We start from the raw sequence: 14,617 nt of genomic DNA, 5'->3' as shown, positions 1-14,617 counted from the left end.
GCGTGGGCTAGCGCAGGTGGCCGTCGCCGGTCACCACGTACTTGGTGCTGGTCAGCTCGGGCAGCCCCATCGGGCCGCGGGCGTGCAGCTTCTGGGTGGAGATGCCGATCTCGGCGCCGAAGCCGAACTCGCCGCCGTCGGTGAATCGGGTGGAGGCGTTGACCATCACGGCCGCCGCGTCCACCCGGGCCACGAACTCCCGGGCCGCGGTGGTCGAGTCGGTGACGATCGCTTCGGTGTGGCCGGTGCCGTAGCGCCGGATGTGCGCGACCGCCGCGTCGAGCGAGTCGACCACGGCGACCGAGATGTCGGCGGAGAGGTACTCGGTGGCGAAGTCCTCGTCGGTGGCCGGTACGACCGCCGCGGAGTGCGCGGCGACCCGCTCGTCGCCGTGCACGCTCACCCCCGCCTCGGCGAAGGCGGCAAGCATCGGGGGCAGGAAGGCGTCGGCGACCCCCGCGTGCACCAGCAGCGACTCGGCGGTGTTGCAGGTGGAGAGGCGCTGCGTCTTGGCGTTCAGCGTGATCGCGACGGCCTTGGCCAGGTCGGCGGCGGTGTCCACGTAGACGTGGCAGTTGCCGACGCCGGTCTCGATCACCGGCACGGTGGACTCCTCGACCACGGTGCGGATCAGCGACGCGCCGCCGCGCGGGATCAGCACGTCGACCAGGCCGCGGGCGCGCATCAGCTCCTTGACCGACTCCCGAGAGGTGGCGTCGAGCAGCTGCACCGCGTCGGCCGGCAGCCCGGCGCCGGCGATCGCGTCGCGCAGCACCGCGACGAGCGCGGCGTTGGAGTGCGCGGCGGAGGACGAACCGCGCAGCAGTGCCGCGTTGCCCGACTTCAGGCAGATCCCGGCGGCGTCGACGGTCACGTTGGGGCGGGCCTCGTAGATGATGCCGACCACGCCGAACGGCACCCGGATCTGGCGCAGCTCCAGCCCGTTGGGCAGGGTCGAGCCGCGGACCACCTCACCCACCGGGTCGGGCAGCGCCGCCATCTGTCGCAGCGCGTCGGCGATGCCGGCCACCCGGCCCTCGTCGAGGGCGAGCCGGTCCAGCACGGCCGCGGTCAGCCCGGCCTCCCGGCCGGCCGCCAGGTCCGCCGCGTTCGCGGCCAGGATCTCCGGGGTACGCGCCACCAACGCGTCGGCCATCGCGGCCAGGGCGGCGTCCTTTGTCGTACGGGTCGCCACGGCCAGCGCGTTCGCCGCCTCGCGGGCCCGTCGCGCCTGTTCGCTCACGCTCACGCCGGCACTCCTCCAGTGTTGGGCGGGGCACCCGCGGCCCCGATCACAGCAGCACCAGGTCGTCGCGGTGGACGACCTCCCGTTCGTACGCCGGGCCGAGCGCCGCGGCGAGTTCCGACGTGGAGCGACCGAGCAGCCCGGGCAGCTCCCCCGCGTCGTAGTTGACCAGCCCCCGGGCCACCGGCGCGCCTTCGGCGTCGACCAGGTCCACCGGGTCGCCGGCGGTGAACGCCCCGTCGACCGCGGTGATGCCGGCCGGCAGCAGCGACTTGCGCCGCCCGACCACCGCGGCGACCGCGCCCGGGTCGAGGTGCAGCCGGCCCCGGGGCGCGGTGGCGTGCGCGAGCCAGAACAGCCGCGCGGCGGGGCGTTGCCGCTGCGGGTGGAAGAGCGTGCCGACCGGCTCGCCGGCCAGCGCCGGGCCGGCCAGCGGGGCCGCGGTGAGCACCACCGGGATGCCGAAGCCGGTCGCGATCCGGGCCGCCTCGACCTTGGTGACCATGCCGCCGGTGCCGACCCCGGAGCGGCCGGCCCCGCCGATGGTGACGCCGGCGAGATCCTGCTCGTCGCGGACCTCGGTGATCCGGGTGGAGCCCGGCCGGGCCGGGTCGCCGGTCCAGAGCGCGTCCACGTCGGAGAGGAGCACCAGCAGGTCGGCGTGGACGAGCGCGGCGACCAGCGCGGCCAGCCGGTCGTTGTCGCCGAACCGGATCTCCTCGGTGGCCACCGTGTCGTTCTCGTTGACGATCGGCACCGCCCGCAGGTCGAGCAGCTTGCGCAGGGTGCGGTAGGCGTTGCGGTAGTGCGCGCGCCGGGTCACGTCGTCGACGGTCAGCAGCACCTGCCCGACGGTCAGTCCGTGCCGGGCGAAGCTGGCCGCGTACCGGCCGATCAGCTTGCCCTGGCCGACGCTGGCGGCGGCCTGCTGGGTGGCCAGGTCGCGCGGGCGCCGGGGCAGACCCAGCGGGGCCAGGCCGGCCGCGATGGCGCCGGAGGAGACCAGCACCACCTCCCGGCCGTCGGCAGCGAGCCCGCCGAGGGTGTCGACCAGCGCGTCGACCCGCTCGTCGGCCAGCCCGCCGGTCGCGGTGGTCAACGAGGAGGATCCGATCTTGACGACGACCCGCCGGGCCGCCGTGACAGCGTCGCGCACCCGCCCATTCTGCGTGGTCAGGGCGGCAGCGCCCGGCGGCGTTCCCATATGGTGGCCGATTGTGACACCTGACGAGTACGTCGAGGCGGTGCTCGACCTGGTCGACCGGATCCCGCCGGGACGGGTGATGTCCTACGGCGCGGTCGCCGACGCGTTGGCCGAGCGTTCGGGTCGCGCCTCGGCGCGGTTGGTCGGCAACATCATGGCTCGGCACGGCGGCTCGGTCCCCTGGCACCGGGTGGTCACCTCCGCCGGCCGGCTGCCGCCGGGGCACGAGCGGGAGGCCCGGGCCCGGCTGCGCGCCGAGGGGACGCCGCTGCGCGGTGAGGGGGTGGACATCGGGGCGGCCGGCTGGTCGCCGGAAGAGGGGATGTGACCGCCGCCATAACGTGAGTAACATTCGGCGCCATGGACGCGCCGCCGGCTGGGCCGGCTCCCGTCCCGGGCGGTCTGCCGCGTCGGGTGCACGGCGGTTACGCGCTCGGTTCGCTGGCCACCGGCGCCTTCGGCACCGTGCCCGGGCTGCTGTTGCTGCCCTATCTGACCGACACGCTGGGCGTGGCCGCCGGTCTGGCCGCCCTGCTGGTGCTCCTGCCGAAGGCGTGGGACGTGCTGGTCAACCCGGTGGCCGGCCGGATCTCCGACCGCACCCGCTCCCGCTGGGGGGCCCGCCGCCCGTACCTGCTCTTCGCCGGGCTCGCGCTCGCCCTGCTCTTCGCCGCCATCTTCGCCGCGCCGTTCGGTGCCGGCGGAGCCGGCGCCGCGTACGCGGCGGTCGCCTTCCTCGCCACCGCCACCGCGTTCGCCTTCTTCCAGGTGCCGTACGTGGCGATGCCAGCCGAGCTGACCGACGACTACGCCGAGCGCACCCGGCTGATGACGTGGCGGATCGCGGTGCTGGCGCTGGCCATCCTGATCTCCGGCGCGGTGGCGCCGGTGGTGGTGACCGCGGGTGGCGAGGGGCTGGCCGGGCACCGTTGGATGGGACTCTTCGTCGCGGTGCTGATCGCCCTGGGCGCGGTCGGCGCGTTCCTCGGCACCCGGGCCGCCCCGACGGGCGCGGTGCGGGACAGCGAGCCGAGTCTGCGCGCGCAGCTCGCGGTGGCCGGCCGCAACCGGCCGTTCCGGGCGCTGCTGATCTGCTTCGTGGTGCAGTCCGCCGGGGTGGCCACCGTCCTCGCCGGGGTCAACTACTTCGCCGATCAGATCCTGCGCGATCCGCAGACCGGCGCGACCCTGCTCTTCGCCTCCTTCGTCGGGCCTGCGCTGCTGGTGATGCCGCTCTGGACCCGGGTGGGCGCGCGGGTGGGCAAGCTCGCCGCGCTGGTCGCCGCCTCGCTGCTCTTCGCCCTGGGCGCGCTGGCGCTGATCGCCGCCCCGGTGCTGCCGGCGGCGGCGGTCTACCTCGTGGTCGCGTTGATCGGCGTCGGGTACGCCGGTCAGCAGGTCTTCGCGCTCGCGATGCTGCCGGACTGCATCGCCTGGGACGAGGCGCGCACCGGCCGGCGGCAGGCCGGGGTCTTCACCGGGATCTGGACCGCCGGGGAGACATTGGGGCTGGCGCTCGGCCCGGGCATCTACGGCCTGGTGCTCCAGTTGACCGGCTACGTCTCGTCCGACACCGGCACCGCCGCCGCCCAGTCCGACACCGCCCGCCTCGGCATCCTGCTCGGCTTCACCGTCCTGCCAGCCCTCCTGGTCGCCGCGGCCCTGCTCCTGCTTCGTCCCTACAACCTGACCCCCGCCCGCCTAGCCGCCGCCACCCAGCCCGACGCTCGCGTCGATCAAGCAGTTGTGGTGGGGGACGAAAGCCGCTGAACCGTACCGAAAGGGCACCATAACTCCATGATCGACGAAGCGAACGGTGGGAGCGCCTTGCCGGAGCGGGGAGTGCCCGCCGAGCAGGTGCTGCGCGAGATCGACACGCTCAGAGCGGGGGACCGGCCGACGCACGGGGGGCGGCTCTTCGCGTACGTCTACGACCCGGCGGTGCCCGGTCTGGACGAGCTGGCCGCCGCCGCGCACGCGATGAGCGCACACGTCAACGGGCTCGACCCGACCGCCTTTCCGTCCCTGCTCGCCATGGAGAACGCCCTGGTCGGCGCGGCCGGCCGGCTGCTCGGCGGCGGCCCGGGCAGCACCGCCCCCGATGTCGTCGGCAGCGTCACCAGCGGTGGCACCGAGTCGCTGATCCTGGCGGTCAAGGCCGCCCGCGACGCCCACCCCGAGATCGCCGCGCCCCGCGTCGTGGTCCCGTCCAGCGGGCATGCCGCCTTCGCCAAGGCCGCGCACTATCTGCGGGTGACGCTCGACGTGGTGCCGGTCTCCGCCGAGACGCTGCGCCCCGACCCGGCCGAGATGGCCGCCGCGATCGGGCCGGAGACCGTCCTGGTGGCCTGCTCCGCCCCGTCGTACGCGCACGGTGTCCTCGACCCGGTCGGTGAGATCGCCGCGGCCGCCGCGGCGGCCGGCGTGCGCTGTCACGTGGACGCCTGCTTCGGCGGCTGGACCCTGCCCTACCTGCGCCGGCTCGGCACGCCGGTCCCGGCGTTCGACTTCGCCGTCCCCGGGGTCACCTCGATCTCGGTCGACCTGCACAAGTACGCCTACGCCCCGAAGGGCGTCTCGGTGCTGCTGCACCGCAACCCGGCGCTGCGCGCGCCCCAGTACTTCGCCTACGCCGACTGGCCCGGGTACACGATGGTCAACCCGACCATCGCCTCGACCCGCTCCGGCGGACCGATCGCCGCCGCGTACGCCACCCTGCGCCACCTCGGCGACGACGGCTACCTGCGGCTGGCGTCGCTGACCCGGGACGCGGTCGCCGGGCTGGCCACCGCGGTACGCGCCGTCGACGGGCTTCGACTGATGGCCGAGCCGGAGTCCACGGTCGTCTGCTTCACCAGCACCGATCCCGACCTGGACCTGTTCGTGCTGGTCGACGAGCTGGCCGGGCGAGGCTGGCACACCCAGCCGCAGCTGTCGTACGCCGACCTGCCGGCCAGCGTGCACCTCACCGTCACCGCCTCGGTGGCCCCCCGGGTGGCCGAGTTCGGCCCGGACCTGGCCGCCGCGGTGACCGCGGCCCGGGCGTCCGGTCCGGTCGAGCTGCCTCCGGAGCTGATCGCCCTCGCGGGCACCCTGACCCCGGACACGCTCACCCCGGACCTGGTCGCCGGCCTCGCTGGGGGGCTGGGCCTCGGCGCGGGAGTGCCGGGCCGGATGGCTCCGGTGAACGCGCTGCTCGACGCCGCACCACAGGCGCTGCGGGAGCGGCTGCTTGTCGAATTCGTCGGGCTGCTCCAGCGACCGGCCTGGAACGGTTCCAGTGTGGCGTCCGCAGCCGCCACACCGGAGCCTGGTCAGCGGTAGTCGATCGTCACCTGGTTGTCGCTGCTGTCCGTCTCCAACATGTTGTGTCCGCCCGGTCCCTCCGGCCAGACCCTCAGCGGGGCCTGACCGGGGGTCAGGCTGACGCCGGCGGCCACCTTCACGTCCAGGGTGAGCCGCACCTCGCGGCGTGACTCGACGTCGGTCAGGTGGCAGAACACGAGCAGGATGGCGTCCCGGTTCAGATCACAGCCCGCCCAGCCGTCGCCGGTCAGTTCCAGCGCTGTCGGCAGTTCCAGTTGCAACACCGCGTCCCGTACCGTCCGATCGCCGTCGTTACGGACCCGGACGGTGAACGAACCCGACCGGGATCCGTCCGTTGCGGTGGTCAGGACCAGGTCGCCGGCGACGAGGCCGAGGTCCGCGGAGTTCGGGTTCGGACCGAACCCGGTCGGGCCGGACACCTGATCGAACCCGTCGCCGGTCCAGCGGTAGCCGCGCCACTGGCGCTGGGAGTACTCCTCCGGCCAGCCGCCGCCGGGTGCGATGTCGAGCAGCTCGACCCGGACCTCGCCGTCGGCGCGTACGTCCAGGGCGGTCAGCCATCCGGGGGCCGGCCGACCGGTGCTGATCACCCGACCGAGGGTCACGACCTCACCGGCCGCGTCCCGGTCGAACGCGATCACCTGGGCCGGCCCGCGGGTGCCGAACACGCAACGGACCAGGGCGACGGTTTCCGTCGCGCCGTCGCCGTCCAGGTCGCCGTGATCGATCGCGATGAGCGCGTTGGTGTCGTCCTTGACCGGTTCGGCGGCCATCCGCACATCCTTGGTCGGGCACCCCGCCGGTGAACTCCAGGCCGGCAGTGACACCGGCGTGGCGAGCAGTTGCGCCCGACTGATCCGACCGTTCGGCGCCGCCCCGGTCGGGCTGGCGCTGCTGGCCGCCGGCGACGCCGACGGGCTGACGGTCGCGCTCGCCGACAGGCTGGGCGTCGGGCTGGCGGTGGGGTCGACCGGTCCGGGCCGGGGCGTCGGACCGTCCAGGGCCGCGTACCCGAGTATCGGACCGGCCGTGAGCGCCAGAGCCGCCGCGACGGCGGAGCCGAAGGTCCGGCGCCGGCGCAGGCGTACGGTGCGGCGGACCGCCGCCGGTCCGGGCGGCTCGATCTCGGCCAGCACCTCGGTGCGGTACCGGGCGAAGCGCTCGGCGAGCGCGATGGACTCGTGCTCAGACATCCTGAGCCTCCTCGGTCGTCTCCCGCAGGGACGCGGCGAGCGAGGCCCGGCCCCGGTGCAGCCACGACTTGACGGTTCCCTCGGCCACCCGTTCCTGGGCGGCGATCTCGGCGATCGGCATGTCCGCCAGGTAGTGCAGGATCACCGCGCGGCGCTGCTTCGCGGGCAGTGCCGCCAGGGCGACCTCCAGCGCCACCCGGTCGGGGTTCGGCCCGGCCACGTGAATCTCCCGCTGCCGCACCAGCCACGATCGGGCGGTACGCAGCCGTCGCCAGCGGTTGTGGGCGAGGTTCCAGGCCACCCGCCGGGTCCAGGCCAACGGATCGTCGTACCTGGACACCTGGTCCCATCGGGCGAAGGCCCGGCAGAACGCTTCCTGTACGAGGTCCTGCGCCTGACCGACGTCACCCGTGTAGGCCCGTAGCTGCACGACGAGGCCCCGGAAGTGGGCGTGGTAGAAGTCGTCGAAGGTCAGCTCCGGCCCGTCGGACGTCCTGCCCGGGTGGGGGTCCGGTGGGGCGCCACCGGCCCGTACGTCTCTCGTCACACTCACTCGTCCTCCCCGTGGCGATCGCGGACCCCCTGGCCGCGACGCGGCTTCCCGGCAAGCCGTCTCCCGCCAAGGTCGTCAGCGGCCCCCCGGGTTGCGCCCGGCGACTGTGATTGACTGTCGGTTGGGTGACAGGAGGGAGGCGGTCGTGCAGCTGCCGGGAGTGCTCGGCGAGCCGATCCGGTTCGTGCTGAACTGGGGCCGTCGCTACTCGCTCTGGGTGTTCAACTTCGGTCTGGCCTGCTGCGCGATCGAGTTCATCGCCACCAGCATGGGCCGGCACGACTTCATCCGGCTCGGCGTGATCCCGTTCGCCCACGGTCCCCGGCAGGCTGACCTGATGGTCGTCTCTGGAACGGTCACCGACAAGATGGCGCCGGCGATCAAGCGGCTCTACGACCAGATGCCCGAGCCGAAGTACGTCATCTCGTTCGGCGCCTGCTCCAACTGCGGCGGACCCTACTGGGACTCGTACTCGGTCACCAAGGGCGTCGACCAGCTCATCCCGGTCGACGTCTACGTGCCTGGCTGCCCACCCCGGCCGGAGGCGCTGCTGCACGGCATCCTGCGGCTGCAGGAGAAGATCGCCGCCGAGCAGGCCGGCATCGGCGGCGTGGCCCGGCCCGATGCGCTCGCCGCGCCGGTGGACGCCGCACCCCGCGACGGCGCGGCCCCGCGCTCGGTCGAGTCGCTCACCGCCCCACCGGTCCGTCCGCCGGGGTCCTGAGCCGGACCGACCGACCGTCGGCGGCTTGCGAGCCGACTGGATGTCTTCGATGTCGGCGACTGTCGCTAGGTTGCTGGCATGAGAACCATGCGGGCAACGGGGGCCGCCCTCCTGGCGGCGCTCGCCATAGTCACTCTCTCCGCTGCTCCGGCAGCCGCCGACACCTTCGGCTACACCGGCGTGGTCCGCGATTCCGACGGAAACCCTGTCGCGAACGCCTGCCTCGCCCTGCACACCTCCGCCACCGAGGTCGCCGCCGAGCACTGCTCCGACGCGTCGGGCCGCTACACCATCCCGGGCGCGTGGGAGGCGCCCGACTACAAGATCCGCGTGCACGCCGAGGGGTTCCGCACCGAGTGGTGGTACGGCGCCCCCGACTATCTGAACGCCGACCCGGTCAGCATCCCGGCGGGCAGCGTCGTGGAGCGCGACGTCACGATGGGTCGCGGCGCCGGCAGCATCAGCGGCCGGATCACCGACCAGTACGGCACCCCGGTCCAGGCCACCGTCACCGTGCACGGCGAGGGCGACGCCTACGAGGCCATCGCCTACACCTCGGTCACCGGGACCTACGAGCTGAGCAATCTGCCCCCCGGCGGCTACCGGATCTCCGTCTACGACAACCAGCGCGGCGCGCAGTGGGTGCCGCGCAAGGAGACCCGGGAGGAGGCCACCGTCTTCACGGTCGCCGACGGCGACACCCTCACCGTGAACGAGTGGCTGCTGCCGTTGGGAACCGTCAAGGTCGTGGTGACCGACGCGGTGACCGCCCTGCCCGTGCCCCGGCCGTGCGTCTACGTCCACGGCGGCCGGGACGAGTCGGTTTGCGGCGTCAACGGCATCGTGGACGTGCTCGATGTACGGCCGGGCACGTGGGAGCTGGACGTCTCGGGCGGGGCTTCGTACTTCCCGGCGGATCCGAAACCGACCGTCGACGTGGTTCGCGGTCAGGTGACCAGGGTCAGCTACCAGCTCCGGCCCGGTGCGGCGGTCGCCACCACCGTGCTGGACGCGGCGAGCGGGCAGCCGGTCGGTGGCATCTGCGCGCACCTGGTCCAGCCGAGGTGGGGCGGGCAGTCCGCCCACATGCGGCAGTACTGCTCGGCCGACGACGGCCACCTGGAGGCCGGCCCGTTCGAGGCCGACGAGTTGGGCACCTGGCAGCTCTACGCCTTCCAGCCGATCGGCCCGTACGACCCGCCCGCCACCCGCTACGGCGCCCAGTGGGTCACCGCGAACGGCGGCAGTGGCGACCAGCGGGAGGCGCTGCCCGTCACGCTGCGGGCGAAGGAGACGGTCACCATCCCGCCGATCCGGGTCGACCCGCCGGGCAGGATCACCGGCACGATCCGCAACGCCTCCGGCGCGGCGGTCGCCGGTGTCTGCGCCTACCCGTTCGCCTTCCACCCCGGGCAGGGGGCGAGCTTCGGCGCGAACTGCTCCAACGCCCAGGGCCAGTACACCCTCGGCGACCTGGGCCCGTACCGCTGGCCGGTGGAGTTCGCGCCGAACAGCGCCAGCGGGTACGCCTGGCAGTGGTCCGGCGACGTCGCCGACCGGTTCGCCGCCACCCTCAGCAAGGTCAACCCTGGCGCGACGGCCACGGTCGACGCCCGCCTGGCCACCGGGGGCGCGCTCGCCGGCAAGGTCACCGACGGCGCGAGCCCGGTCGACGCCGGTTACGTCTGGACGTACAACGCCCGCACCGGCGACATCGCCAGCGCCTCCTACGCCAACATCGCCCGGGACGGGACGTTCACCCTGCGCGGACACCGCACCCAGGAGGTGTACGTCGAGTACTGGAGCCTGACGAAGGGTTGCTGGTACGCCCCCGGCGGTCGCTACGGCACCAAGGTGGCCGTGACGGCGGGCGCCACCACCACGATCGCGGCGAACATGAGCCGGACCTGCGGGCTGCGGCCGTACACCGCCGCCCAGTCCGGAATCGGGACCGCGAGCGGCCCGCCGCTGGCGCCCATCATGGCGGCGCCGACCCGGGTCGGTCGCTGACCCTCGACCGTACGTCAGGTCGGCGCGGTCGGTCCGGTGGGTCACACCCGCCGGACCGACCGGCCGCCCGGCTCGGTCGGCCGAGCGCTCCGCTGGCCGGTGGGGGTTAGCCTGCGCAGCATGAGCACCTCCGCGGACGAGCGTTCCGCCTACATCATCGACGTGCTGACCGGCGAGTTCGGGGCGTCGATGTCACTCGACCCGGCCGCGTTCCGCCGCAAGTTCCGCAAGATGGCCGCGTCGCCGTTCGCCTTCTACCGGGGCAGCGCCTCGCTCTTCTACGCGGACCAGCGCGGCGACTTCGCCGACGAGCGCTATCTCGACGAGCGGACCAGCCGGGTCTGGATCCACGGTGACCTGCACGCGGAGAACTTCGGCACCTACATGAACGCCTCCGGCCAGCTGGTGTTCAACGTCAACGACTTCGACGAGGCGTACGTCGGGCCGTTCACCTGGGACCTGCGGCGGTTGGCGGCGAGCGTGGCACTGCTCGGCTACGCCAAGGCGCTCTCCGACCGGGTGATCAGCGAGCTGGTCAGCGGCTTCGCCCGCTCCTACCTGACCGAGCTGCGCGCGATCGCCGCCGGCGGCGACGACGCGATCGGCTCGATCACGTTGGACAACGCCGACGGCGTGCTGCGCCGGGTGCTCCAGCAGGCCCGGCTCAACACCCGGGTGGATCTGCTCGCCGCGCAGACCACGATCGACAACTACGAGCGGCGGTTCTCCGTCGGCGACGGGGTCTTCGAGATCGACGGGGCCACCCGGGAGAAGGTCCTCGCCGCCTTCCAGGGCTACCTGGGCACGCTGCCCGCGTCCTCGGCGCGGCTGCGTCCGGTGGAGGCGCGGATCAAGGACGTGGTGCTGCGCAAGGGCGTGGGCATCGGGTCGGCCGGGCTGCCGTCCTACAACCTGCTGCTGGAGGGGCACACCCAGGCGTTGGAGAACGACGTCGTCATCTACATGAAGCAGGCCCAGGTGCCGGCCGTAGCCCGGCACATCCCGGACCAGTCGGTCCGCGGCTACTTCCAGCACCAGGGGCACCGGACGGCCGAGTCGCAGCGGGCGCTCCAGGCGCACGCCGACCCGTGGCTGGGCTTCACCCAGCTGGACGGGGTCGGGCAGCTGGTCGCCGAGGTCTCCCCGTACGCCGCCGACCTGGACTGGGCGGACGTCAACGAGCCCGAGGAACTGGCCGGGGTGCTCGCCGACCTCGGTCGGGCGGTGGCCCGGATGCACTCCGTGGCCGACGACGAGTCCAGCCACGACCTGGTCGACTACTCCACCGAGGAGGCGATCGTGGCGGTGGTCGACCAGGACGAGCCGGGCTTCGTCACCCACCTGGTGGAGTTCGCCCACGCGTACGGCGTCCGCGCCCGGCAGGACCACCAGCTCTTCGTGGACCTGTTCCGCAACGGCCGGCTGCCCGGCATCTGACCCACCACCCACCCGCTGGGCGGCTGGCGGGTCAGGCGGCGAAGTCCAGCACCACCTTGATGTCGTCGGGCGCGGGGCTGTACGCGTCGCGGAACCGCGAAGCCGGCACCCGGCGGCTGATCAGTGAGCTGAGCCAGTACTGGTCGGCCCGGGCCAGCGCCTCGGCGGCCAGGTCCCAGTGCCGCCGGTTGGCGTTGACCGAGCCGAAGACCACGTTGTTCTCCAGCACCAGCGTCCGGTTGAGCGCGCCCGCGTCGAAGTCGATGGACCGGCCGCCGCTGGAGACGCCGGTGAGGCAGACGATGCCGGTCGGCGCGGCCTTGCACATCACGTCGAGCACCACCTTCGGCGCCCCGGTGCACTCGAGCACCACGTCCGGCTCGAAGTCGAGGTCGTTGACCGGCACCGAGTGGTAGGTCGCACCCAGCGCGTGCACCAGCTCCGGCTTGGGTCCGCTGGTGGCCAGGTCCAGCACGTGCACGGACAGCCCGCGCTGACTGGCGAGCAGCGCGGCGAGCAGGCCGATCGGCCCCGCGCCGGTCACCAGCACGCTGCGCGGCTGCCACTCGGCGCGGTGCCCGATCCGTTCGATGTGGTCCCACGCCTTCGCCACCACGCTGGTCGGTTCGAGCAGCATCCCGACCTGCGCGAGGGCCGGGTCCAGCCGTACCGCGAAGCGGGGCGGCACCCGCCAGCGGTCCCGGGCGAAGCCGTCCAGCGCCTTGATGCCGTGCTCGGTGTACTGACCGTTGCGGCACATGTCCCACTCGCCGACCGCACAGTTCGGGCAGGGCACCGGGTCGGGGTAGCGCACGATGCCGGCCACCAGGTCGCCCGGTTGCAGGCTGCCGGTCGGGTCCTCCATCACCCGGCCCAGCGACTCGTGCCCGATCACCAGGCGCGACCTGCCGGGCGGCGCCTCGCCGTACTCGCCCGCCACGATCTCGTGGTCGGTCCCGCAGACCCCGACGGCCAGGGCCTGGACCAGGACCCCGCCCTCCTCGGCCGCCGGCTCCGGATGGTCGTCGGCCAGTTCCAGGGAGTCGGCGACCCCGGGGGTCACAGTCACGGCGCGCACGTGTCTCATCTTGGCCTGCCGGCCCGGCTTCCGCCGGCAAAGCGGCAGATGGCCCACGGGCGGGCCGACACAGCCGGGCGTCGTCCGGGCCTCGTCTCGGCTCGACGGGATCCGGGAGACACGCCCTAGGATCAGCGGCATGACTCCGGAAGAGGTCGGCCGCCGGATGGCGACGCTGCTCGCGCCGGCCGAGGCCACCCCGTCGGTCTCCGGCGGCCAACGGCATGCCCGGGCCACCGTCGACGTGCCGGCGGCGAGTTGGCGGGAGGCGCTGCGGACCGCCCGCGACGACGCGGAGCTGGCCTGCGACTACTTCGACTGGCTCTCCGCGGTCGACGAGCTGGCCGACGGGTTCGACGTGGTGGCGCATCTCTGGTCGACCCGGCACCGGCACGGCGTCCTGCTGCGGGCCCGGGTGGCGCGGGAGGCGCCCGCCGTGGCCTCGGTGGTCGACGTCTACCCGGGCGCCGCCTGGCACGAGCGGGAGACACACGAGATGTTCGGCATCGACTTCGCCGGCCACGACGGGCTGCTCCCGCTGCTGCTGCCGCCGGAGTTCGAGGGCCACCCGTTGCGCAAGGAGTTCGTACTCGCCTCCCGGGTGGCCAAGCCCTGGCCGGGCGCCAAGGAACCGGGCGAGTCGGAGGCCGGCGGCGGCCGGCGGCCGATCCGCCCGCCGGGCGTGCCCGCGCCGGGCGATTGGGGCACGACAGCCACCCCGGCGGGTGCCGGCAACGTGGGGGAGGGACCGCGCGGCGGTACCCCGGCCCGCCCGGCGCGGGAGCGGCCGGCCCGGCCGGCCCCGGGCGCCCGTCCGGCGCGCCCCGGCCAGCCGGCGGCGGGCGACGTCGAGCGGCCCGCCGACGAGGGAGGTACGGCCTGATGCCGCTCTGGCTGGAGCTGGTGATCCGGGTGGGCGGCGTGCTGGTCGCCTTCCTCACCCTGCCGCTGCTGGTCGGGCAGGCCGAGCACAAGGTGATGGCGCACATGCAGGGCCGGCTCGGCCCGATGTACGCGGGCGGTTTCCACGGCTGGGCGCAGCTGATCGCCGACGGGGTCAAGTTCGTGCAGAAGGAGGACGTGACCCCGCGCGAGGCGGATCGGGCGGTCTTCCGGCTGGCCCCGGCGATCGCCCTGCTGCCGTACCTGCTCGTGCTGCTGGTCATTCCGCTCGGCCCGGACGACCTGGTCGGCCAGCCGCTCGACATCGGGCTCTTCTTCGTGCTCGCGGTGGTCGGCGTCGGGGTGCTGGCCGTGCTGATGTCGGCCTGGGCCTCGGCCAACAAGTACAGCCTGCTCGGCGGGCTCCGCGGCGCCGCCCAGCTGCTCGGCTACGAGCTGCCGCTGGTGCTGGCCGCCGCCTCGGTGGCCATGGCCGCGGGCACGCTCAGCCTCTCCGGCATCGTCGAGGCGTGGCGGCCCTGGTGGCTGCTCTGGCAGGCGCCAGCCATGATCGTCTTCTTCGTCGCCGGGCTGGCCGAGATCCGCCGACCACCGTTCGACATGCCGGTGGCCGACTCCGAGCTGGTCTTCGGCTACATGACCGAGTACACCGGACTGCGCTTCGCGTTCTTCCTGCTCGCCGAGTACGTCGGCATCGTGGTCATCGCCGCGCTCACCACCGTGCTCTTCCTCGGTGGCTGGCAGGGCCCGTTCGCCGACGCCCAGCTCGGCTGGCTCTGGACCCTGCTCAAGGTCTTCGCCGTCGCATTCCTGATCATCTGGCTCCGGGTGTCGTACCCGCGACTGCGCGAGGACCAGCTTCAGCGCCTCTGCTGGCTGGTCCTGGTCCCCGCCTCGCTGGCCCAGCTGGTCCTGACCACCGCCGTCCGCCTGGCCCTCTGA

The 14,617-nt window shown here is 73.5% G+C and carries 13 protein-coding genes; 8 read left to right on the top strand and 5 right to left on the bottom strand.

What is annotated here, in order from left to right:
- Positions 1-7 precede the first annotated feature (7 nt).
- Positions 8-1,249, bottom strand: a complete 1,242-nt coding sequence (locus tag ACIP9D_RS16805; RefSeq protein WP_350875527.1) for a glutamate-5-semialdehyde dehydrogenase — start codon at positions 1,247-1,249, stop codon at positions 8-10.
- A gap of 43 nt (positions 1,250-1,292) precedes the next feature.
- Positions 1,293-2,450: a glutamate 5-kinase gene (gene proB, locus ACIP9D_RS16800; RefSeq protein WP_350875526.1), complete on the bottom strand. Its 1,158-nt coding sequence runs from the start codon at positions 2,448-2,450 to the stop codon at positions 1,293-1,295.
- 13 nt (positions 2,451-2,463) lie between these two features.
- Between proB and ACIP9D_RS16795 the strand changes: the two genes are divergently transcribed.
- Genes ACIP9D_RS16795 through ACIP9D_RS16785 form a run of 3 tightly spaced genes read left to right on the top strand, consistent with a single transcriptional unit; the run spans position 2,464 to position 5,774 of the window.
- Positions 2,464-2,778 carry an MGMT family protein gene (locus ACIP9D_RS16795; RefSeq protein WP_350875525.1) on the top strand — a complete coding sequence of 105 codons (315 nt, stop codon included), beginning with the start codon at positions 2,464-2,466 and terminating at the stop codon, positions 2,776-2,778.
- Between the two features lie 32 nt (positions 2,779-2,810).
- Positions 2,811-4,220 carry an MFS transporter gene (locus tag ACIP9D_RS16790; protein WP_350875524.1) on the top strand — a complete coding sequence of 470 codons (1,410 nt, stop codon included), beginning with the start codon at positions 2,811-2,813 and terminating at the stop codon, positions 4,218-4,220.
- A gap of 27 nt (positions 4,221-4,247) precedes the next feature.
- Positions 4,248-5,774 (top strand): aminotransferase class V-fold PLP-dependent enzyme, encoded by a 1,527-nt coding sequence (locus ACIP9D_RS16785; RefSeq protein WP_350875523.1) that lies wholly within the window; start codon positions 4,248-4,250, stop codon positions 5,772-5,774.
- Here the strand turns inward: ACIP9D_RS16785 and ACIP9D_RS16780 are convergent.
- Both ACIP9D_RS16780 and ACIP9D_RS16775 read right to left on the bottom strand, forming a co-directional pair.
- Positions 5,765-6,970 (bottom strand): hypothetical protein, encoded by a 1,206-nt coding sequence (locus ACIP9D_RS16780; RefSeq protein WP_350875522.1) that lies wholly within the window; start codon positions 6,968-6,970, stop codon positions 5,765-5,767. The genes ACIP9D_RS16785 and ACIP9D_RS16780 overlap by 10 nt on opposite strands.
- Complete coding sequence (locus ACIP9D_RS16775) at positions 6,963-7,523, bottom strand: SigE family RNA polymerase sigma factor (RefSeq protein ID WP_350875521.1); 561 nt, start codon at positions 7,521-7,523, stop codon at positions 6,963-6,965. The genes ACIP9D_RS16780 and ACIP9D_RS16775 overlap by 8 nt, the downstream gene beginning before the upstream one ends.
- 145 nt (positions 7,524-7,668) lie before the next feature.
- Here ACIP9D_RS16775 and ACIP9D_RS16770 point away from each other — a divergent pair, with 145 nt between their 5' ends.
- The 3 genes from ACIP9D_RS16770 to ACIP9D_RS16760 all read left to right on the top strand — a co-directional run bounded on the left by ACIP9D_RS16770 (position 7,669) and on the right by ACIP9D_RS16760 (position 11,694).
- Positions 7,669-8,247 carry an NADH-quinone oxidoreductase subunit B family protein gene (locus ACIP9D_RS16770; protein ID WP_350875520.1) on the top strand — a complete coding sequence of 193 codons (579 nt, stop codon included), beginning with the start codon at positions 7,669-7,671 and terminating at the stop codon, positions 8,245-8,247.
- Between the two features lie 78 nt (positions 8,248-8,325).
- Positions 8,326-10,257 (top strand): carboxypeptidase-like regulatory domain-containing protein, encoded by a 1,932-nt coding sequence (locus ACIP9D_RS16765; protein WP_350875519.1) that lies wholly within the window; start codon positions 8,326-8,328, stop codon positions 10,255-10,257.
- Between the two features lie 120 nt (positions 10,258-10,377).
- Positions 10,378-11,694, top strand: coding sequence for a DUF2252 domain-containing protein (locus ACIP9D_RS16760; RefSeq protein WP_350875518.1), 1,317 nt, complete (start codon positions 10,378-10,380; stop codon positions 11,692-11,694).
- 31 nt (positions 11,695-11,725) lie between these two features.
- On the opposite strand, the gene ACIP9D_RS16755 is transcribed toward ACIP9D_RS16760, so the two are convergent.
- Positions 11,726-12,772, bottom strand: a complete 1,047-nt coding sequence (locus tag ACIP9D_RS16755; RefSeq protein ID WP_350875516.1) for a glucose 1-dehydrogenase — start codon at positions 12,770-12,772, stop codon at positions 11,726-11,728.
- 139 nt (positions 12,773-12,911) lie between these two features.
- Between ACIP9D_RS16755 and ACIP9D_RS16750 the strand changes: the two genes are divergently transcribed.
- Both ACIP9D_RS16750 and ACIP9D_RS16745 read left to right on the top strand, forming a co-directional pair.
- The gene (locus ACIP9D_RS16750; protein ID WP_350875515.1) at positions 12,912-13,655 is read left to right on the top strand and encodes an NADH-quinone oxidoreductase subunit C; all 744 of its coding nucleotides are present in this window, start codon (positions 12,912-12,914) and stop codon (positions 13,653-13,655) included.
- Positions 13,655-14,617, top strand: a complete 963-nt coding sequence (locus ACIP9D_RS16745) for a complex I subunit 1 family protein (protein ID WP_350875513.1) — start codon at positions 13,655-13,657, stop codon at positions 14,615-14,617. Before ACIP9D_RS16750 ends, ACIP9D_RS16745 begins: the two co-directional genes overlap by 1 nt.

The sequence above is a fragment of the Micromonospora sp. NPDC093243 genome, assembly GCF_044753725.1.
GTDB lineage: Bacteria > Actinomycetota > Actinomycetes > Mycobacteriales > Micromonosporaceae > Micromonospora.
The sequence above is the reverse complement of the archived record's forward strand: the minus strand, read 5'-3'. Positions and strand labels throughout refer to the sequence as shown.